This window comes from Ensifer sp. Root1252 (genome assembly GCF_001425885.1).
GTDB classification, from domain to species: Bacteria; Pseudomonadota; Alphaproteobacteria; order Rhizobiales; family Rhizobiaceae; genus Ensifer; species Ensifer canadensis.
Map to the genome: position 1 here is coordinate 420177 of NZ_LMDT01000001.1, position 18863 is coordinate 439039.

An 18863-nucleotide genomic window follows, 5' to 3' on the forward strand; every position below is an offset into this window, starting at 1 on the left:
CGCAAAACCGGGTGCCCACTTTTGCGCGGGATGCTCTAGGCCGCCGCCACAGTACCGATCTTCGAAAGCTGGATGACGGCCTGCGTGCGGCTGTCGACGTTGAGCTTCAACAGGATCGCCGAGACATGCGCCTTGATGGTCGCCTCGGAAACCCCGAGCTCATAGGCGATCTGTTTGTTGAGCAGGCCCTCGCCGAGCATGCTCAGAACGCGCGATTGCTGCGGCGTCAAGGTTTGCAGCCGCTGCAGGAGATCGGCGACCTCCGGCTCGTATTCCTGCCCCTGCTCGTAGCCGGCCGGCACGAAGACTTCGCCGGCCATGACTTTCTCGATGCCATCGCGGATTTCCTCGATCCCCGCCGATTTCGACAGGAAGCCGGAGGCGCCGAGATCGAGCGCCCGGTGGATCGTCGCCGGGTCGTCATGTGCGGAAACCACCATGACCGGCAGGCTTGGAAATTCGGCGCGAAGGGCGATCAGGCCCGACAGGCCGCTGACGCCGGGCATGGTGAGGTCGAGCAGCATCAGGTCTGCGTCGGGACAATCGGCGGCGGCCTTGCGCGCGGCAGCGAAGTCGCCGGCTTCGACGATGGCAGGCGCGCCGGCCATGCCGCTCAATGCCTGCCGCATGGCGCCGCGAAAGAGCGGGTGGTCGTCTGCGATGATGATGGTCATGTCCGGCGTCATGTCGCTCCCTCCCAAGAGCTTCGGCTGCAGCCCGCGTCCCCACGCCGGTTGTAGCCGCACAGTCCGTCCGACCCGTCAGGTCTTCTGCGGCGACGTTCCGTCGCTGCTGCCTTCAAGATCCTTCACGATATCCATGAACTTGCGCATCATTCTTTCCATGATGCCCATTGTCCGGTCAATCTCTTCGTCGGTCGGAAGGTCCGGTTTTGCGACGGCCCCACCGGATTTAGCGGCCTTTTCCAACGCTTCCACCCGCTTGGTAAGGAGATCGATCTCCAATTCGAAAGCCGTGCGCTCATCGGCAGCCATGCGGCAAACGAGCTGACCGTCTTTCTCCTGGCAGAGCGAGACCTCGCCGGTCTGGGTGTCGAGCCGGGCAATGCCGGTGTCCGACTTCTGCATGGCGTAGCGACCGGGCGCCGGTTCCTGGGCGCGTGCGCCTGCGGCAAGGCCGAGGCTGCCGCCTATAAGCATGACTGCAATTGCTCTTCTCATGATTTCCTCTCCGTTGCGGACATACGGGCGGAAATCCGCCGGTGAAAGATCTTCAGCAATGGACAATCGCCGATATTTGCGGCAAGGCCACGACAGGATATCACGACGGACAAGCGGGCATCATGAGCTCAATCATATACAAGATCGTTCCGGCCGCACTATGGCAGGAAGCCAAACGCACCGGCCGTTTTGATGGCGCGCCCATCGACCTCGCGGACGGCTTCATCCACTTTTCGACCGGCGAGCAGGCGATCGAAACCGCCGCCCGCCACTTCGAAGGGCAGGAAGGCCTGCTGCTGGTGGCGATCGATGGCGATGCGCTCGGCGAAGAGCTGGTCTATGAGCCGTCACGCGGCGGTGCCCTTTTCCCGCATCTCTACGCACCGCTGTTCCTTTCGGCCGTCCTGTGGGAAAAGCCGCTGCCGCTCGGCGCCGATGGCCTTCACGTCTTCCCGGAACTCGAGGCATGACCAATCCCTTTGCCAATCTTGCCCGCCGCGGCCTTTTCCTCTTCGATCCGGAGGCAGCCCACGGACTGTCGATCAAGGCACTGAAGACCGGCCTCGTGCCGAGCTGTCCGTCCAGACAGGACAAGCGGCTTGCCCAGACCGTTGCCGGTATTGCCTTCCCCAATCCGCTCGGCATGGCAGCTGGATACGACAAGAATGCCGAGGTGCCGGAAGCGCTTTTGAAGATCGGCTTCGGCTTTACCGAAATCGGAACGGTGACGCCGCGTCCGCAATCGGGCAACGACAAGCCGCGCATCTTCCGCCTGGTGGAAGACGAAGCGGTGATCAATCGCCTCGGCTTCAACAATGAGGGCCACGGCGCAGCCCTGGCCCGCCTCAAGGCCTGCTCGCGCGACGCGCTGATCGGCGTCAATATCGGCGCCAACAAGGACAGTGCCGATCGCATCGGCGACTATGTCAGCGGCATCCACACCTTCTACTCCGTCGCCAGATATTTCACCGCCAACATCTCCTCGCCGAACACGCCCGGTCTTCGCGACCTGCAGGCGCGCGAAAGTTTGGCGACGCTGCTTTCGGCCGTGCTTGCCGCGCGCGACGAGGAAGCCTCGCGCAGCAACAGGCGCGTGCCGGTCTTCCTCAAGATCGCTCCCGATCTGACCGAGGAAGGCCTGGATGACATCGCGGCCGAAGTGCTCGCCCAAGATCTCGACGGGCTGATCGTCTCGAACACGACGCTTTCGCGCGATGGCCTCAAAGACCAGGCCCAGGCGAAGGAAGCCGGCGGCCTTTCCGGCAAGCCGCTGTTCGAGAAATCGACGGCCGTTCTTGCCCGGATGCGCAAGCGCGTCGGCCCGGCCCTGCCGATCATCGGTGTCGGCGGCGTCAGTTCGGCCGAAACGGCTGCAGAGAAGATCCGCGCCGGCGCCGACCTGGTCCAGCTCTATTCCTGCATGGTCTATGAAGGTCCGGCGCTGCCCGGCCGGATCGTGCGCGGGCTTTCCGAGCTCTGCGATCGCCAGGGCCTGACATCGATCCGCGACCTTCGTGACAGCCGCCTCGACTACTGGACCGAACGAAAGGTCTGACCGGCCTTTGCCGGAATTCTGGCGAGCAGGAACAGGCCACGCATCAGCAGGAACAGGTTGAGCCCCGCCCATAGGCCGTGATTGCCGAAGGCGGGGACAAGGATCCCCAGGGCGGCTATGTATCCGACCAGGGCTGCCAGCATCATGTTGCGCATGTCGCGCGACCAGGTAGCGCCGATGAAGACCCCATCCATCAGGAAGGCGAGCGCGCCGGTCATCGCCGTCAGGGCCGCCCAGGGCAGATATTCGTAAGCGACCATGCGAACGTCTTGCGCCGTGGTCAAGAGATCGACCATCCCGCGGCCGAAAAGCAGGAGCGCCATCGTCGTCAAGGCGGCGAGACCGAGCGACCATGCCATCGTCAGCTTCAGTGCCCGATCGAAAGCCGGACGGTAATGGGCACCGATCGAACGGCCGATCAGTTGCTCGGCCGCATTGGCAAGCCCGTCGAGATAATAGCCGGCAACGAGAAAAATGGTCATCAGCACCGCGTTCGCCGCCAGCGTCACCGGGCCGAAAGCTGTGCCGATCCGCGTTATCAGCGCGAAGGCCGCGACGAGAACGAAGGACCGGATCATGATGTCGCGGTTGAGCCCGAACAGCGGCCGGAGCCGTTCGCGGTCGAAGATCATCGCCCAGCTCGGCGCGTCCGTCCTGTCGAAGCGGCCATAGACGATGGCAAAGCCGACCAGAGCGCCGATGACCTCGCCGGTCACGGTTGCGATCGCGACACCGGCGACACCCCAGCCCAGGATCAATCCGAGTAGGATCGACAGCACAATGTTGACCCCGTTGATCAAAGCCTGCAGCAACAGCCCGGTCGTGCCCTGGCCGCGCCCGAGCACAAAGCCGAGGATAGCATAATTGGCAAGTGCCGCCGGGGACGAGAGGATGCGACAGAGGAAATAGGTGCGCGTAACAGCTTCCACTTCTGCCGGTGGGTCCATCAGCCAGAGACCACCGGCGAGCAAAAGCGGCGACAGGGCGACAACCGTAACACCGGCCGCAAGCGCGATCACCAGCGAGCGCCAGAACACGGCCTGCTGTTCGCGCCGGTCACCCCGACCATAGGCCTGCGCGACAAGGCCCGTCGTGGCGGCGCGCAGGAAATTGAAGGTGGTGAAGATCAGGTCGAAGATTATCGCCCCGACAGCAAGTCCGGCCAGCAGCGTCGCCTGGCCCATGCGGCCGACCACCGCGGTATCGACGAGGCCGAGCAACGGCGTGGTCAGAAAGCCCAGCGTCATCGGCAGCGCAATCGCCAGGATCAGCCGGTGGGTGACCTCAAAGGGGCCGGCGGTTTCGGTCTGCGCGGCGGGAGAAATGGCGGTCATCGAACGGTCCAGGGGAATGAGTGCGTGACGACCGTTTTAGGGAAAGATCATAGGCGGGCGCAAGAGACTGCGGTTGGTGACAGCAGTCGATACCTCAGCGCCACGATGGCCCCTCACCCTAACTCTCTCTCCGCTTGCGGGGAGAGAGGACGCACACGGGCGACAGATGTCGAATGCCTCGTAGGTTTGCAGGCAAGATTGGAGCTGCCGGCAAGCCCGCGGGAAAACGCAACGTCCCGATGGAAGGCAAAACGGTAGAGCGTCGTCCCTTCTCCCCGCCCGCGGGGAGAAGGTCCGGGGGATGAGGGGCGGCCTCGAACGCGGTGACAGAGAAACGAGCGATCAGCCCGCCAGCACCATGGCCCAATAGGGCCGGTTGCCCGAAGCGGCGTTTTGCGCCACGGCCACGCCGAGACCACGATAGTTGCCAAGCATGTTTTCCAGATGCTTCGGCGATTTGTACCAGGCGTCATAGGCGCGTTCGGCGTCGTCCTGGCCGACAGCGATGTTCTCGGCAGCCGGAAGGACCACGCCCTGGCTCTTCATCCTGTCGTAGAAACTGTCGTTCCAGCCGATCAGGTGCTGCATCTTGCCGACCTTGGCCATTCTCGCCGCCTGGCTCATGGCCGCAGCGGAAGCCGCCTTGTCCGCCACCAGCGGCGACAGGCCCTTGTTCTTGCGCAGGACGTTGACATAGCCGAGGCTCGCCGCGGTCTGGTCGCTGCCGGTGCCAGTTGCCGGCGACAGCACGTTGGATGTGGTGCAGCCGGCGAGAGCGCCAAGCGAAAGCACGGCACCGGCGCGCAGAAAGCCGCGGCGCTCGATGAGGAAAAGCTGATCCTTCATGCTCAACGCCGGTAGCTCATGACACGCAGGATGACGAAGGCGGGAATGACGATCGCAGCGCCCAGCAGCAGATAGTCGCCGACCCGGCCAAGGGCGGAGAAGCCCGTGTGCCAGAGGTCGAGCAGGAAGTTGCGGATGCCGAAATAGATGTCGGCGGGATACCAGCCGAAAACGGTCATGACGAACCCGACCAGGATCGACACCACGACGAGCTTGACGAGGACGCGCAGCGGCGAATCCCCCAAGAATTTGTTCACTCCGTCCGACATCGGCGAAATACTCCTGTTTCCCTTCACATAAGCTGCCATTCGCACCCTCGCAAGTCACCGGAAAAGGCGGGCTTATACCAACCTGCGCTGATATTGACCTATTGCGCCGGAGCGATTTTGGTTTCCGGCAAGGAGAAAACCGGAACCGGACCAAGTGGTCCGGTGAGGATTATCGACGCTATCCGGAGGCCAAAAGCGCCCGGCCCTTCGGGTGGGCCGTCTGTCGGCCAGCGGCAGCGTCGCAATCCTCGACCGATGCCAAGGCATCGCTCTTGCGGTATGCTCCTCGCCGGATGACCGCAGACGGTCCCACGCAATAGGTCAATATCAGCGCAGGTTGGTATTATGCCCGGTTTTCAGATTCCGCTTGTGTTTTGCCCGGTCCGGCGTCAGAAGCGCTGATCGCAACCAACATCTCACATTGATGACGCTCAACCAGCTCTCCTCCGGCGACCTGATCGCCGATCGCCGCGCCGACTACGCAAAAATGCTTGCCGAGGCCGGCGAGCCCGAGAGCGCGGCCGATCTCATGGCCCAAGCGCTCGAGCGTGTCCCGGAATGGGCTGCCGGCTGGTTCCGGCTGGCGGACTATGAGGAAAAATCGGGCCGGAAAGAGGCGGCGATCGACGCGCTGCGCAAAACCTTGCGCCTCAATCCGAAAGACATTTTTGGCGCGGGGCTGAAGCTGGCGCTGCTCGGCGCGACCGAGATGCCGGAACAACCGCCGAGCCTTTATGTCGAGCGGCTTTTCGATGACTACGCCGACCGGTTCGACCAGGCGCTCGTCGAGAAGCTCGATTACAGCGTGCCGGAAAAGCTCGCTGCGCTGATCGAGACGTCAACGGCCGGCGGGCATTTCGAGCATGTCGTCGACCTCGGTTGCGGCACCGGGCTCTTCGGCGAGCGCATCCGCGAGCGGGCGGCATTTCTCGAAGGCTTCGACATTTCCGCCAACATGCTGTCGAAGGCAGAGACGAAAGCCGTCTATGACCGGCTGGCGCGGGCCGACCTATCGCTGCCTCCGGAACAATCTGATGTCTTCGGGAATTTCGCGGCAGCCCGCGCCGATCTCGTCAGTGCCGCGGACGTGCTGATGTATCTCGGCAGCCTCGATGGCGTCGCCGAGATCGTCGGCAAGCTGCTTTCCGATGGAGGCCTGTTTGCCTTCTCGGTGGAGGATGCCGGCACGGACGATGGTTTCGTCCTGCGCCCGTCGCTGCGCTACGCCCATAGCGAGGCTTATATCCGCGAGCTTCTCCAATCCCACGGCTTGGAAATGGTGGCTGTCGAGCGCACGATCATCCGCATGGATGCTGGCCAGCCGATCTCGGGCATCCTGTTTTTGGCCCGCAAGCCTGCATAAAACGCAGGGCTGGTTCGCAAAATTACGTCAGCATTGCTGACATATTTTTCTTGATTGTTTTTGTGCGTTGCAGCATTGCTTGGCGCATCGCAATCGAGGTTTTTGCCATGGCTCTGAGCAGCAGCGTTTTCGGTCTTTGGAACACCAGCCCGACCCGGCACACGCCGATCGAGGACCTGCAGGGCATCTTCTCCGGCAGCCTGATCGCCGCGCTCGGCCTGTATTTCCTGGCAAGCGCCGGGTTGCTCACCGGCAGCACCGCCGGCGTCGCCTTCCTGCTGCATTACGCGACCGGCGTGAACTTCGGCCTCGCGTTCTTCCTGCTCAACCTGCCGTTCTTCTATCTCTCGCTGAAGAGGCTTGGGCCGGCCTTCACGGTCAAGACCTTCATCGCCATCGGCGTGACCTCGTTCCTGACTGACATCCAGTCGCGCCTGTTCCACATCGGCGATATCCACCCGGCCTGGGCGGCGCTGATCGGCGGCCTGCTTCTCGGCTATGGCCTGCTGGCGCTCTATCGCCACCGCGCGAGCCTCGGTGGCGTCGGCATTCTCGGCATCTACCTGCAGGAGCGTTTCGGCGTTCGCGCCGGGCTGGTGCAGCTTGCCATCGACATGGTCGTGCTGGTCGCCGCCTTCGGCGTGACGTCCCCCGCAGTGGTTGCCTGGTCGGTGCTCGGCGCTGTGGTCCTGAACCTGTTCGTGGCCATCAACCACCGCGCCGATCGTTACATCGCCCTGTAGAACATCACTTGCCGATAGCCCCGAATAGACTTCGGGGCTGTGCTTTCGGCCCGCCTCGAAGGTATCAGGCGGCCTTTGCCGGCGCATCGACCGGATGCTGCGAACGCAGGCCGACGGCGACGCGATTCCAGACATTGATGACGCCGATGGCCATGGTGATCTTGGTGATCTCGGCTTCGTCAAAATGCTCTCTCAGGGGCTCGAAGTCCGCGTCGGGCGCACCGGTCTGGGCAAGGTTGGTGAGCGCTTCGGTCCAGGCGAGCACCGCGCGTTCGCGGGCATCATAGATCGGCGATTCGCGCCAGGCGCAGATCAGGTGGATCCATTGCTCGCTCATGCCGGTATGACGCGCCTCCTTCACATGCATATCGATGCAATAGGCGCAGCCGTTGATCTGCGAGGCACGCAACTTGATCAGGTGGATCAGGCGCGGCTCCAGTTCGGATTCCTTGATGATGTAGCTGTCGAAGGCTGCCGCAGCCTTGTAAGCGTCGGGAGCGGCTTTGACGAAGTTCAAACGCGGATGCATGTCTTCTCCTTCAGGTGGTTGGGATCGTTGTTTCAGGCGCCGGCGGTCGACTTGCGTTCGTTGACCGCCAGGAATGTGTTGGTCCGCGCCGAGATGCTGCCGTCATCTATGGCGTTGAGATCGGCGATGATGTCACCAATGGTCACGCGCCGAAGCTCGGCGCGGTAGGCCTGCTCGGCTTTCAGCATCGCGACGTTGATCGTGCACGCCGCCTTCGGCTTGCAGGCATAGGGATGGGGGCCGCGCAACCGGATTTCGTTGCAACGAAACGCCGGCTCCGGCCCTTCGACCGCAAGCACGATATCGAGCAGGCTGATCTTTTCCGGCAGGCGGGCGAGCCGGTAGCCACCCTTCGGGCCGGGAACCGCTTCGAGCAGCCCTGCCCCGGACATGGCCTGGAGATGCTTCAGGAGATAGCTGGTTGAAACCCCGTGAAATTCGGCGAGCGCTGCCGCCGACAGCGTGCTGCCGGGCTGAAGACAGCTCAGCATCGTCATGCTGTGGATCGCCTGCTCGACACCGTCCCCGAGTTTCATTCGCCGCCTCCATATCGTGGATATTCTTTATCCACGATTTACCGAAGAGTCAATCGCCCTGGGATCGCCGAGGCCGCGGGCTTCTCTTTTGCCGGATTTGATCTACCTTTGTTCTCCGTGAACAGGATCGATTCCCCGCGCCCGCAAGGCGACGCGTTGGCCTTGCCCGCCCCCTTCCTTCGCTGGTTCGGCGAGAAGGGCTGGCAGCCGCGCGCCCACCAGCTGGAACTTCTGGCGCGGGCGGAGGCCGGCGAATGCACGCTGCTGATCGCGCCGACCGGGGCCGGCAAGACGCTCGCCGGCTTTCTCCCCTCTCTCGTCGATCTCACCCGGCGCGGAAAAATCCCTCCGGGCTCCGCCTTTACCGGCATTCACACGCTCTACCTCTCGCCGTTGAAAGCCCTTGCCGTCGACATCGAGCGCAATCTGATGAAGCCGGTCGACGAAATGGGCCTGCCGCTTCGCGTTGAAAACCGCACCGGCGACACGCCGCAGGGAAAGCGCCAGCGCCAGAAGCTCAACCCGCCCGACATCCTGCTGACGACGCCGGAGCAATTGGCGCTGCTGCTTGCCAACGGCGAGGCAGAGCGCTTTTTCCGGGATTTGCGCTACGTCGTCTTCGACGAATTGCATTCGCTGGTCACCTCGAAGCGCGGGCACCTGCTGTCGCTCGGCCTTGCCCGGCTGCGCAGACTGGCGCCCAGGCTGCAGACGATCGGGCTGTCGGCGACGGTCGCCGACCCGATGGACCTGCAGCGCTGGCTGGCGCCGCAGTCACCCGATCGAAGCGACCATGCCGGCCTCGTGACCGTTAAGGGTGGGGCCAAGCCTGATATCTCCATCCTGCGCACCGACGAACACGTCCCCTGGGCTGGACATTCGGCACGCTACGCCATCGCCGACGTCTACGCCGCGATCAAGGAGCACGGCACCACCCTGCTCTTCGTCAACACCCGCAGCCAGGCGGAGCTGCTGTTCCAGGAACTCTGGACCATCAATGACGACAACCTGCCGATCGCACTTCACCATGGCTCGCTCGATGTCGCACAGCGGCGCAAGGTCGAGGCGGCTATGTCGGAGAACCGGCTGCGCGCCGTCGTCGCCACCTCGACGCTCGACCTCGGTATCGACTGGGGCGATGTCGACCTCGTCGTGCATGTCGGCGCGCCCAAGGGGGCAAGCCGGCTCGCTCAGCGCATCGGCCGCGCCAACCACCGCATGGACGAGCCTTCGAAAGCGATCCTGGTGCCGGCCAACCGCTTCGAGGTGATGGAGTGCCAGGCGGCGCTCGACGCCAATTACATCGGTGCGCAGGATACGCCGCCGGTCGGCAAGGGCGCGCTCGACGTGCTTGCCCAGCATGTGCTCGGCATGGCTTGTGCCGCACCGTTCGGTCCCCTGTCGCTCTACGAGGAAATCACCAGCGCGTCGCCCTATGCGTCGCTCACCTGGGAAACCTTCGAGCGCGTCGTCGATTTCGTCGCGACCGGCGGTTATGCGCTGAAGACCTACGAGCGCTATGCCCGCATCCGCAAGACCAAGGAGGGGCTCTTTCGTGTTTCCAATCCGCTGGTCGCGCAGCAATACCGCCTCAATGTCGGCACCATCGTCGAATCGCCGATGCTGAACGTGCGCATGGTCAAGCGCAACCAGCGCGGTTCGCTCGGCCGCGGCGGCATGTCGCTCGGCAAGGTCGAGGAATATTTCCTCGAAATGCTGTCGCAGGGCGACACCTTCCTGTTTTCCGGCAAGGTGCTGCGTTTCGAAGGCATCCGCGAAAGCGAATGCCTCGTCAGCCAGGCGCTTTCCTTCGACCCGAAGGTACCAAGCTATGCCGGCGGCAAGTTTCCGCTGTCGACCTACCTCGCCGAACAGGTGCGCAAGATGCTGGCCGACCCGGCCCGGCGGGCGGCACTGCCCGAACAGGTCCGTGACTGGCTGTCGCTGCAGAAGGACGTATCGATGCTGCCGCGCGAGGACGAACTTTTGATCGAGACCTTTCCACGCGGCAGCCGGCACTACATGGTGATCTACGCCTTCGAGGGGCGGCTTGCACACCAGACGCTTGGCATGCTGCTCACCCGCCGGCTCGACCGTGCCGGCCTGAAACCGCTCGGTTTCGTCGCCACCGACTACTCGCTGGCGGTCTGGGCGCTGGACGATCTCGGCGCGACATTCCAACTGCGCCGCAAGGCGCTCGCCGATCTCTTCGACGAGGACATGCTTGGCGACGACCTTGAGGCCTGGCTGAACGAATCCTTTCTGCTGAAGCGGACCTTTCGCAACTGCGCGGTCATTGCCGGGCTGATCGACCAGCGACACCCTGGCAAGGAAAAGACCGGCCGCCAGGTGACCGTATCGGCCGACCTCATTTACGACGTATTGCGCGCGCACGAGCCGGACCACCTGCTGCTGGAGGCCACGCGCAACGATGCGGCAACCGGGCTTTTGGACATCGGCCGTCTTGGGGATATGCTGAAGCGAATCAAGGGCCACATCACCCATCGCCGGCTCGACCGGATCTCGCCGCTTGCCGTTCCCGTCATGCTGGAGATCGGCAAGGAGGCGATCCAGGGCGAGGCGCAGGATTTCCTGCTTTCCGAAGCCGCAGACGACCTGATCAACGAAGCGATGGGCGGCGAGCCGCTATAGAATAGCCCCGTGTTCATGCGAACACGACAAGGACGGTGAAGAGACGCATGCACAGGCTCGCTCACGCACTATCGGCTCCGACAGACGGCACGGCGGCTTCCGCGCGCGCCATCGTCCACGGCGTCGAAGCGGTCTGCGATCCGCTCGGCAGCCTCTATCTGCCGGAGACGAGAACGCTTGTCGTTTCCGATCTGCATCTCGAGAAGGGATCGGCCTTTGCCCGGCGCGGCATGATGCTGCCGCCCTACGACACCCTTGCCACCTTGCGCGTGCTCGAAGCGGCGATAACCCGCCATGACCCCAGATTGGTCATCAGCCTCGGCGACAATTTCCATGACCGGGTCGGATCCGCGGCGATGCCCGATACCTTCCGCCACATGATCGCCGCGATGGCGATGGGACGGGAATGGGTCTGGATCAATGGCAATCACGACCCCGATGGCGCCTCGGGTCTGCCCGGCATATCGCTGGACGAATTCCGACACGCCGGCCTCACCTTTCGTCATGAACCATCGAGGGGCGAGGCATCGGGGGAAGTTGCCGGCCACCTGCACCCGGCAGCGACGGTCGTCCGGCGCGAGAAATCGGTGCGCCGCGCCTGCTTTGCTACCGATGGGAAACGGCTGCTGATGCCGGCCTTCGGCGTCACCACCGGCGGCCTCGATCTGCGCCACCGGGCAATGACCGGCCTCTTCGATCGCGCCAAGCTGGTCGCCCACATGCTTGGTCGCGATCGGATCTACTCGGTCCGCTTCACAAACCTGATCGCCTGAGGCGCACCGGACTTCACGCCGGCGACGTTCGGTGTTTCAGGCCGCAACAGGTTGCGGCGCGTAACGCAGGATCACGCTGCCGGTAGAAAGCGGTCGCGCTTCCAGAAGCGCCATCGACATCGCGTTTTCGGCACTCTTGAAGAACGGCGTGCCTTTGCCAAGCCGGAGCGGAACGACGCACAGCATGATCTCGTCGATCAGATTTTCCGGCAGCAATGAATCGACCAGTTCGGCACTGCCGAAAATATAGAGGTCTTTCGCGGCTTCCTGCTTCATCCGCCGCAGTTCGCCGGCGATATCGCTGACGACACGGCTGTTGTTCCATTCTGCCCTATCCATCGTTCGCGATGCGACGATCTTTGGCAGAGCGTTCATATAGGTCTTGACCTCGCCCTCCTCCTCGGTCGTCGACCAATAGGCGGCCATGCCTTCGTAGGTCACGCGACCGAAGACCAGCGCCTCGGTCTTTTGTCCAAACTCACGGCTGAGTTCGTCTAGTTCAGGACCCCAGGCACTGTTGTGGAAATCGAGATCCCATTTCTTCGCGCCTTCGAAGTAACCGTCGAGCGTCACCAGATTCCAGACGATGAGTTTTCCATTTTTCCGCTCTTTCAAAACTGGTTGCATAATTGAAGCAGTTTGACGATATCAAACTGATATCAAATTGCAAGCAGTTTTGACCTTCGGAAAAATCGAACAGCCGTGGGTGCTCCGCCGACGGGCTGTGCAATGATCGCGGATTGTTTTCGTACAGCGCGAGAGGCGTGCCTCACCGTCGAGCGTGAGGCCTGCCGGGTAAAGCGGGGCCGCCCGCTAGCTCAGAACGCGTTGAAGGTCAGCGTCGTCAGCGAGCGGGAGATGCCCGCAACCGTGGCAATGTTGTCGTTGATGAACTTGCCGATGTCCTGGCCTTCTTCGATGTAGATCTTGAGCAGGAGGTCGTAGTCGCCGCTCGTCGAATACATTTCCGAAACGATCTCCTTGCGGTAGATCTCGTCGGCAACCTCGTAGGTCTTGCCGGGAGCGCACTGCAACTGGACGAAAATCGCTTTCATGGAGTTTCCTCTGTTTCTGCCTTGCAGCGCCGCGCGACAAGAATGACGCGCTAAGGCCGCTGCAACGCTTTAAACTGCTGCATCGTTTTCTCCTTAAATCGATTCCGATTTAAGGAACTATTCAGTAGGCCTTCTTTACCCGTCCGGCGCCCAAAAGGGAACGTCGGCCGATTGCCGCCGAGGACTATTCCTTGCGGAAGAGCAGGCTCGCGCCCCAGCCGGTGATGACAGCGAGCAGCACGGCAAAAACGCCGTAGAACAGCGGCTGCCCATGCGCCGTCTCGGTGATCACCTGCTCCAAACCCGTCTTGACCACGCGCAGCGGCAGCGCCTTGGCGGCGACGAAGGTGCCGTCGCGGAAGAGATAGGCGCGCACAACATGCACCCCGTTCGGCACGTTGGCAGGCAGGCGCACCGACGCCTTGAACAGGCTGGAGCTGATGAACTGCACACCACCGGGATCGCGCTCATAGACGCCGCTCGTCTCGCGGATGCGGCGGAAGGCATTGCGGAACTCGCCGAGATTGCTGCCGTCGCCGACGAAGCCGAGGGGCACAAGCCGCATGTGGTCGACCCCGATGCCCATGTTGCCCATTTCACCCGGTGGGGCGATCGTCTCGATGTCACGCGTGCTCGACAGCGAATAGGATTCCGGCACCAGCTCGAAGGTCATGGAGCTGGTGTTTACCCAGATTCCGAAGACGCGTTCCTTCTTGCGCACCGTCGCATTATCCTTCGGCCCCTCGAGCGAAACGATGATGTTGTATTTGCCCTGCGCCAGGAGATTGGGATTGAAACCGTCGACCGCGCCGAAGATCGTCAGATCCGCGCCGCGGAAATCCGAGGTGATGGCGATCTCGTCGGTCGAGATGCCGATCTCCAGCTTCTCGGTGAAGTCGTTGGCGTTCTCGTCCTGCAGCTGGGCACTGGCCGGAGCGGCGAAGGAGAGCGTCAGGGCTGCGAGGGCGATATTGATGAGGCGGCGCATCAGAAGCCGAACCCCGCTGACACGACCGAATAGATGTCCTTCGGCGGAATGACGAGTTCGATTGCCAGACGAATGCCGACGGCAAGCACCAGCAGCGCCAACAGCGCGCGCAGCTGCTCGCCGCGCAGCTTCTGGCCGACCCGGACGCCGTATTGCGCACCGACGACGCCGGCAATCATCAGCACGAAGGCGAGCACGATGTCGACGGTATAGTTGGTCGAGGCCTGGACGATGACCGTGTAGGCGGAGACGAAGATGATCTGGAACAGCGAGGTGCCGACAACCACATTGGTCGGGATGCGCAGGAGGTAGATCATCGCCGGGACCATGATGAAGCCACCGCCGACACCCATGACCGACGTCAGGACACCGATGCAGAAGCCGAGGGCAGCGACGGGAATGACGCTCAGATAGATCTTCGATTTCTTGAATCGCATCTTCAGCGGCAGCCGGTGAACCCAGTTGTGCTGCCCGGGACGGCGCAGCGGCGTCGCCTGGTTCTTGGCCGCCTTGCGCATGGCGCGCACGCTCTCCCACAGCATCAGGCTGCCGACCGAGCCCAAAAGCACGACATAGAGCAGCGAGATGACCAGATCGAGCTGACCGACGCGGCGCAAGAGCGAGAACAGCCAGACGCCGACCGTTGCCCCGGCAAGGCCGCCGCACAGAAGCACCGTGCCGAGCTTGATGTCGATCGTGCCGCGCCGGAAGTGGGTGATGGCACCCGAGATCGAGGAGGCCACGACCTGGTTGGCGCCGGTCGCAACGGCAACCACGGGGGGAATGTTGTAGAAGATCAGGAGAGGCGTGATCAGGAACCCGCCACCGACGCCGAACATGCCCGATAGAAAGCCGACGGCCGCACCCATGCCGAGGATGATGAGTATGTTCACCGACAACTCTGCGATGGGCAGATAAATCGTCACGCCGGACCTCAATATGCCAACGGCCCGCGGTGCGGGCAAAAAACGTCACAGTGGCAAGTAATTCACCACGGAGGGGGGATTATCTCTGAAAGCCGACACCCCTCCCGAGGGCGAGGTGGCATAGGCTTCCGTCATGCGCTCCTGGGCCGGAGCTGTCAACCTTTTCAGCCACATGGCGTACAGCTTCGGCTCCGCGAACCGTGTCACCCGGTTCTGCGGCTTTATTGCGGCGGCAGACCCTGCCGGATCAGGAATTGCGCTTGAGCAATTCCTTCACCAGCTGGTCGGTGATTTCACCGGTCGGCTCCTGGCCGACGGATGTCTGGAAGGCCTTGATCGCGGCAACCGTCTTCTTGCCCATCTGGCCGTCCGGCTTGCCGGCGTCGAAGCCGTTATTGTTGAGGATCGCCTGGATGTTGCGAATGGCCTTGCTCATGTCGATCGAGGCGGTCTTGTTGGCCGGTCCTACCCAGGCATCCGGCACGTCGACCGTGTTCGCCTTGGCGTCGACCGCCTGCGGCTTCCATGCGTCGGCCTTGGCCTTGGCGCTCGAAAGTTGCTCGGGCTTCATCGCCTTGGCCACGTCGTCGCGCTTGGCCGCAGCATCCATGTCGCCCTCGCGGGCGGCGGCGGAAAACCACTTGTAGGATGCTTCAAGATCCTGCGGCACGCCGTTGCCGCGGGCATAGAGGACAGCCAGATTGAACTGGCTGTCGCGGATGCCGAGCTCGGCTGCCTTGGCAAACCATTTCGTCGCCTCGGCGAAATCCGGCGAGCCATCGCGGCCGCTGGCCAGCATGACCGCGAGATTGTGCATGGCGCTGGCATTGCCCTGCTCGGCGGCCTTCAGGTAGAGAACCTTGGCCTTGGCAGCGTCGCGCGTCAGACCCGAGCCTTTCTCATACATGCTGGCGAGCCGGTATTCGGCCGGCACGACGCCGGCGTCGGCGGCGCGCTGATACCATTTGGCGGCTTCCGCCAGATCTTCATTGACGCCGCGGCCTTCTGTGTAGCGCGCACCGATCTCGTAGAAAGCCAGGGGATCGCCACCCTTGGCGGCCGTCACCAGCGCAACCGGGCCGAAACCATCGGGCAGGACGACTTCGGCAGCCTTTGCGACCGGCGCAAAGGTTCCGGCCTGCGCGGCATCGACTGGGGCGGCCTGGAACGTCGAAGCGGCGACCGGCCCCTTGGCTTCCGGCACGGGCTGGAGCAACGGCGCCTGCGTTTCGTTTACCGCCTTCGTCGATGCGGATGTGTCGGCCGGTGGCGTCGCGGCGGCTGGCGTCTCAACGGCGCTTGACGGCTGCTCGACGGAATCGAGCGGCGCTTCGGGAATGGGCTGCAGCGCTTCGACCGGTGTTTCGGTCGCTACGGCGGCTGCCGCCGGTGCCTGGTCGCCCGCGACCTTGGTTGCGTTGGCGATCGCCGGCTGTTCAGCGACGGGCGCCAACTGCTGTTCGATGATCGCCACCGGTTCGGCAACGGGCGCATCGCTGCCCTTCAGCATGGCGCCGACGAGCGGATAGGACATGATCGCAAGCAGCACGGCGCCGACAGCCATCAAGATCGGGCGGCGATGGCGGGCAAAGGCACCACCAACGCCGCTGGCAACGCCACCGTCCTTGGTCTTGTTGAGCGTATCGGCTTCCTCGACCGCCAACTGCGCTGCCCGGCGGGCGGCGGCGATAAAGTCCGCCTTGTCGCCGTCTGCCGCCTGTTTGCCGCCGCGGTTCATCTGGCCGGCGCGAACACGCTCGAGAATCTTCTTGACGTCGGGAACACCAGAGCCCGGCTCGAGCAGCTGATTGGCCTCTTCGGGTGCCAGCATTTCGGATGGGTCGATGGAGGGGGCGGGCTCGACCAGTTGTCGTGCCAGCTCCTGTGCGGGCTCGGCACGCTTCCCGGAAAAGCGCCGGGTCAGGCCAGCAAGCAGGCCCGTGCGGGCGGTAGCCGGCCGTTCGCGCGCGCCATCGGGCTCGATGGTCGAAACCTGACCTTCGTCACCGGCGAACGCAGTCGCATGCGCAGATGCGGTGGCGGCGGCAATGACGCCGTCGTCTTCCGCCTGGAGCGCGCGGACGTTGCGCTGCAGATCCTGATAGCGGTCATCGAGATCGGCGCCGCTGAACGGGTCGTTGAATTCCGGTTGAGCTGCCTTGGGCATCGCAGCAATTTCGCGCGCCACCGGCGCCTCGTAATGCGCCGCGGCCATGGCGGGCTCGCGGCCCTCGATACGCTCGAGCTTGTCGGCGATGTGAACGAGGGTTTCATGCAGGGCTTCAAAGGTGCGCGCCGTGCGCTCGTCGCTGGAGCGGCTCAGATCTTCGAGCGTGCGCAGGTCTTCCGCCAGCGCCGAGATCGCCGCGAGATCGCCGCCACCGGCCGACTGAGGCATGCCCTTCCTGGAATATGCCTCCATCACCGCCTCGGCCGCCTGCCGCGCGGCCTCGACGATGTACTCGTCGCTGGTGGCGAAATAGTCTTCGAGCGCATTCATGCGGCTCTCGAATTCCACCGGCATGGCGGCACCCGCCTCACTGCGGGGCTGGCTGACCAGGGTCGACAGGTTGGCGATCTGCGCTTCGAGGTTGTGCAGCGCGGCGCGGTCGTCGAACGGCGCCGCATAGGTTTCTTCCAGCCGCTGCGCGATGCCAGCGAGGCGATCTTCAAGACGGTCGAAACGCGGATCGGCGACGGGGTGTGCGCTGAGCGTGTCGAGGTCGTCGATGCGGCGGGCGAGATAGTCGAGCCGCTCGGCCAGAGCATCGTTGACGCTGCCTTGATCGAGCGCTTCGATCTTGCGGGAGATGTCGTTGAGGTAGTTCGTCAGGTCCGGTTGGACATTTCGGTGGCTGCGCTCCATCAGCATGGAAAGCTGGTCGAGGCGTTCTTCCAGTCCGGCCGCAGCCTTCTCGCCGGCGAGATCCTCAACCCGTGCGGCCAAGGCTTCGAGGCGGGCACCGAGACCGGAATCAACAGGGCGGGACAATCCGTCGATCTGCCGCGAGAGGTCGCCGAGCCTGGTCTCCAGGCGATTGGCGAACCCGCCCTCGAGGCCGCTGGCACTGCGGCTGTTGGCGGCAATCGCCCGGCTGATTTCGTCAAGCCGCGCGTCGAGGTCAGCGAACTGCGACACGAGGCGCCGGTCGTCCGGCTGTATCTGGCGGCCGAGCATCTCGATCGCCTGGGCGACCGCAATCATCTTGTCTTCAAGCACGTCGACCGCAGAGCTGTTGCCCAGCGCCCCGATCTGCGACTTGATCTCGTCGAGACGGTAGGCCAGCGCCACCAGCTCGTCGTCGCGGTTCTGGTCAAAGGCGATCAACCGATCCTCGACGCCGTTCCAGCGGCTTTCCATGCGGCGAACGCTGTCTTCGCGCGCCAAGCCGTCGATCATCGCCCGCAGATCGTCAAAGTCGCTGCGCAGCGCATCCGCCTGGGCAGGCGACGCCTGGCGGCCGAGCTGCTGGATGCTGTCGGCAAGGCGCTGCATGTCGCCGCGCACGTCCTCGGCGAAGCTGTGGTCCTGGGCCTGCACCTTGATGCCGCGAATTTCGGCGCGCAGGGAGTTCATCTCGCGGGTGACGCCTTCGGTGATGTCGCGCTTGAGGTCCTGGCGCAATCCGACGAGTGCCTCGGCGATATCGTTGACGGCCGCCGCCGGCCGGGCGACGGGCGCACGTACCGGCTGGGGCCGTATATCGTCGACGTAACGCTCGGGCTCGCGCTGGGCCAGGCGATCCGGCTCGCGTTGCGGCAAACGGTCTCTCAAGGGTGGCCGCTCGCGCGACGTGCTAAGCGCCCGCTGGCGCTGCATGATTTCGGAGACGGCATCACGCGGGGATGGGATATCGCGGGGGGCGACACGCTCGCGCTCGACTGGACGGGCCGGCGGCTCGCGTCCCGCTCCGTTCATCAGGCCTTCGATCCGGGCTTCAAGCCCTTCAATCGTGCGGTTCAGGGCGTCCAGAGAGGGCCGCTCGCCATAGCTCTGGCTACCAGCGCGCTGAGGATTTGATCGCGATCCATTCATTGTGCTCTTCGCCCCTGTCCGTCGGCCATCTCGAAAGTCGCCACGGAAGGAAACGGCTTCCTTCACCCCTGCGGCAC

Annotated in this window: 18 protein-coding genes; 6 read left to right on the forward strand and 12 right to left on the reverse strand. The window is 63.6% G+C overall.

Features of this window, described 5'->3' with window-relative positions:
• Window positions 1-35: 35 nt before the first annotated feature.
• Window positions 36-686 (reverse strand): response regulator transcription factor, encoded by a 651-nt coding sequence (locus tag ASD02_RS02090; RefSeq protein WP_025425841.1) that lies wholly within the window; start codon window positions 684-686, stop codon window positions 36-38.
• Between the two features lie 75 nt (window positions 687-761).
• Window positions 762-1181, reverse strand: coding sequence for a hypothetical protein (locus tag ASD02_RS02095; RefSeq protein ID WP_025425840.1), 420 nt, complete (start codon window positions 1179-1181; stop codon window positions 762-764).
• Window positions 1182-1303: 122 nt separating this feature from the next.
• On the opposite strand from ASD02_RS02095, the gene ASD02_RS02100 reads away from it, so the two are divergent.
• Together ASD02_RS02100 and ASD02_RS02105 are read left to right on the forward strand one after the other, a co-directional pair.
• Window positions 1304-1651, forward strand: a complete 348-nt coding sequence (locus ASD02_RS02100; RefSeq protein ID WP_025425839.1) for a DUF952 domain-containing protein — start codon at window positions 1304-1306, stop codon at window positions 1649-1651.
• The gene (locus ASD02_RS02105) at window positions 1648-2736 is read left to right on the forward strand and encodes a quinone-dependent dihydroorotate dehydrogenase (RefSeq protein ID WP_025425838.1); all 1089 of its coding nucleotides are present in this window, start codon (window positions 1648-1650) and stop codon (window positions 2734-2736) included. Before ASD02_RS02100 ends, ASD02_RS02105 begins: the two co-directional genes overlap by 4 nt.
• Here ASD02_RS02105 and ASD02_RS02110 read toward each other — a convergent pair.
• The 3 genes from ASD02_RS02110 to ASD02_RS02120 all read right to left on the reverse strand — a co-directional run bounded on the left by ASD02_RS02110 (window position 2712) and on the right by ASD02_RS02120 (window position 5185).
• Window positions 2712-4070 carry an MATE family efflux transporter gene (locus ASD02_RS02110; RefSeq protein WP_025425837.1) on the reverse strand — a complete coding sequence of 453 codons (1359 nt, stop codon included), beginning with the start codon at window positions 4068-4070 and terminating at the stop codon, window positions 2712-2714. The genes ASD02_RS02105 and ASD02_RS02110 overlap by 25 nt on opposite strands.
• A 342-nt stretch (window positions 4071-4412) precedes the next feature.
• Window positions 4413-4916: a CAP domain-containing protein gene (locus tag ASD02_RS02115; RefSeq protein ID WP_025425836.1), complete on the reverse strand. Its 504-nt coding sequence runs from the start codon at window positions 4914-4916 to the stop codon at window positions 4413-4415.
• Window positions 4917-4918: 2 nt separating this feature from the next.
• A complete protein-coding gene (locus ASD02_RS02120) occupies window positions 4919-5185 on the reverse strand; it encodes a DUF6460 domain-containing protein (RefSeq protein WP_057204256.1) in 267 nt (88 codons plus the stop codon).
• Window positions 5186-5609: 424 nt separating this feature from the next.
• On the opposite strand from ASD02_RS02120, the gene ASD02_RS02125 reads away from it, so the two are divergent.
• Both ASD02_RS02125 and ASD02_RS02130 read left to right on the forward strand, forming a co-directional pair.
• Window positions 5610-6548 (forward strand): class I SAM-dependent methyltransferase, encoded by a 939-nt coding sequence (locus tag ASD02_RS02125; RefSeq protein WP_025425834.1) that lies wholly within the window; start codon window positions 5610-5612, stop codon window positions 6546-6548.
• A gap of 107 nt (window positions 6549-6655) precedes the next feature.
• Entirely contained in the window at window positions 6656-7291 is a 636-nt protein-coding gene (locus ASD02_RS02130; protein ID WP_025425833.1) for a YitT family protein, read from the forward strand.
• A gap of 64 nt (window positions 7292-7355) precedes the next feature.
• On the opposite strand, the gene ASD02_RS02135 is transcribed toward ASD02_RS02130, so the two are convergent.
• Window positions 7356-7820 carry a carboxymuconolactone decarboxylase family protein gene (locus ASD02_RS02135; RefSeq protein WP_025425832.1) on the reverse strand — a complete coding sequence of 155 codons (465 nt, stop codon included), beginning with the start codon at window positions 7818-7820 and terminating at the stop codon, window positions 7356-7358.
• Between the two features lie 32 nt (window positions 7821-7852).
• Window positions 7853-8356, reverse strand: a complete 504-nt coding sequence (locus ASD02_RS02140; RefSeq protein ID WP_025425831.1) for an Rrf2 family transcriptional regulator — start codon at window positions 8354-8356, stop codon at window positions 7853-7855.
• Window positions 8357-8464: 108 nt separating this feature from the next.
• Between ASD02_RS02140 and ASD02_RS02145 the strand changes: the two genes are divergently transcribed.
• Window positions 8465-11008 carry a ligase-associated DNA damage response DEXH box helicase gene (locus ASD02_RS02145; RefSeq protein WP_025425830.1) on the forward strand — a complete coding sequence of 848 codons (2544 nt, stop codon included), beginning with the start codon at window positions 8465-8467 and terminating at the stop codon, window positions 11006-11008.
• 47 nt (window positions 11009-11055) lie between these two features.
• Window positions 11056-11781 (forward strand): ligase-associated DNA damage response endonuclease PdeM, encoded by a 726-nt coding sequence (gene pdeM / locus ASD02_RS02150; RefSeq protein WP_025425829.1) that lies wholly within the window; start codon window positions 11056-11058, stop codon window positions 11779-11781.
• Between the two features lie 36 nt (window positions 11782-11817).
• Here the strand turns inward: pdeM and ASD02_RS02155 are convergent, their stop codons facing one another.
• The 5 genes from ASD02_RS02155 to ASD02_RS02175 all read right to left on the reverse strand — a co-directional run bounded on the left by ASD02_RS02155 (window position 11818) and on the right by ASD02_RS02175 (window position 18786).
• A complete protein-coding gene (locus ASD02_RS02155; RefSeq protein ID WP_025425828.1) occupies window positions 11818-12396 on the reverse strand; it encodes a dihydrofolate reductase family protein in 579 nt (192 codons plus the stop codon).
• 203 nt (window positions 12397-12599) lie between these two features.
• Complete coding sequence (locus ASD02_RS02160) at window positions 12600-12836, reverse strand: Lrp/AsnC ligand binding domain-containing protein (protein ID WP_025425827.1); 237 nt, start codon at window positions 12834-12836, stop codon at window positions 12600-12602.
• Window positions 12837-13020: 184 nt separating this feature from the next.
• Window positions 13021-13824: a TIGR02186 family protein gene (locus ASD02_RS02165; RefSeq protein ID WP_025425826.1), complete on the reverse strand. Its 804-nt coding sequence runs from the start codon at window positions 13822-13824 to the stop codon at window positions 13021-13023.
• Window positions 13824-14750 carry a sulfite exporter TauE/SafE family protein gene (locus ASD02_RS02170; protein WP_025425825.1) on the reverse strand — a complete coding sequence of 309 codons (927 nt, stop codon included), beginning with the start codon at window positions 14748-14750 and terminating at the stop codon, window positions 13824-13826. Before ASD02_RS02170 ends, ASD02_RS02165 begins: the two co-directional genes overlap by 1 nt.
• Before the next feature lie 247 nt (window positions 14751-14997).
• Window positions 14998-18786: an SEL1-like repeat protein gene (locus ASD02_RS02175; protein ID WP_057204260.1), complete on the reverse strand. Its 3789-nt coding sequence runs from the start codon at window positions 18784-18786 to the stop codon at window positions 14998-15000.
• Between the last annotated feature and the right edge of the window lie 77 nt (window positions 18787-18863).

Excerpts from the sequence above, each read along its gene's own strand:
- ASD02_RS02090 (WP_025425841.1), bottom strand. The coding sequence starts at position 686 with ATGACGCCGGACATGACCATCATCATCGCAGACGACCACCCGCTCTTT.
- ASD02_RS02095 (WP_025425840.1), bottom strand. The coding sequence starts at position 1,181 with ATGAGAAGAGCAATTGCAGTCATGCTTATAGGCGGCAGCCTCGGCCTT.
- ASD02_RS02100 (WP_025425839.1), top strand. The coding sequence starts at position 1,304 with ATGAGCTCAATCATATACAAGATCGTTCCGGCCGCACTATGGCAGGAA.
- ASD02_RS02105 (WP_025425838.1), top strand. The coding sequence starts at position 1,648 with ATGACCAATCCCTTTGCCAATCTTGCCCGCCGCGGCCTTTTCCTCTTC.
- ASD02_RS02110 (WP_025425837.1), bottom strand. The coding sequence starts at position 4,070 with ATGACCGCCATTTCTCCCGCCGCGCAGACCGAAACCGCCGGCCCCTTT.
- ASD02_RS02115 (WP_025425836.1), bottom strand. The coding sequence starts at position 4,916 with ATGAAGGATCAGCTTTTCCTCATCGAGCGCCGCGGCTTTCTGCGCGCC.
- ASD02_RS02120 (WP_057204256.1), bottom strand. The coding sequence starts at position 5,185 with ATGTCGGACGGAGTGAACAAATTCTTGGGGGATTCGCCGCTGCGCGTC.
- ASD02_RS02125 (WP_025425834.1), top strand. The coding sequence starts at position 5,610 with ATGACGCTCAACCAGCTCTCCTCCGGCGACCTGATCGCCGATCGCCGC.
- ASD02_RS02130 (WP_025425833.1), top strand. The coding sequence starts at position 6,656 with ATGGCTCTGAGCAGCAGCGTTTTCGGTCTTTGGAACACCAGCCCGACC.
- ASD02_RS02135 (WP_025425832.1), bottom strand. The coding sequence starts at position 7,820 with ATGCATCCGCGTTTGAACTTCGTCAAAGCCGCTCCCGACGCTTACAAG.
- ASD02_RS02140 (WP_025425831.1), bottom strand. The coding sequence starts at position 8,356 with ATGAAACTCGGGGACGGTGTCGAGCAGGCGATCCACAGCATGACGATG.
- pdeM (WP_025425829.1), top strand. The coding sequence starts at position 11,056 with ATGCACAGGCTCGCTCACGCACTATCGGCTCCGACAGACGGCACGGCG.
- ASD02_RS02160 (WP_025425827.1), bottom strand. The coding sequence starts at position 12,836 with ATGAAAGCGATTTTCGTCCAGTTGCAGTGCGCTCCCGGCAAGACCTAC.
- ASD02_RS02165 (WP_025425826.1), bottom strand. The coding sequence starts at position 13,824 with ATGCGCCGCCTCATCAATATCGCCCTCGCAGCCCTGACGCTCTCCTTC.
- ASD02_RS02175 (WP_057204260.1), bottom strand. The coding sequence starts at position 18,786 with ATGAATGGATCGCGATCAAATCCTCAGCGCGCTGGTAGCCAGAGCTAT.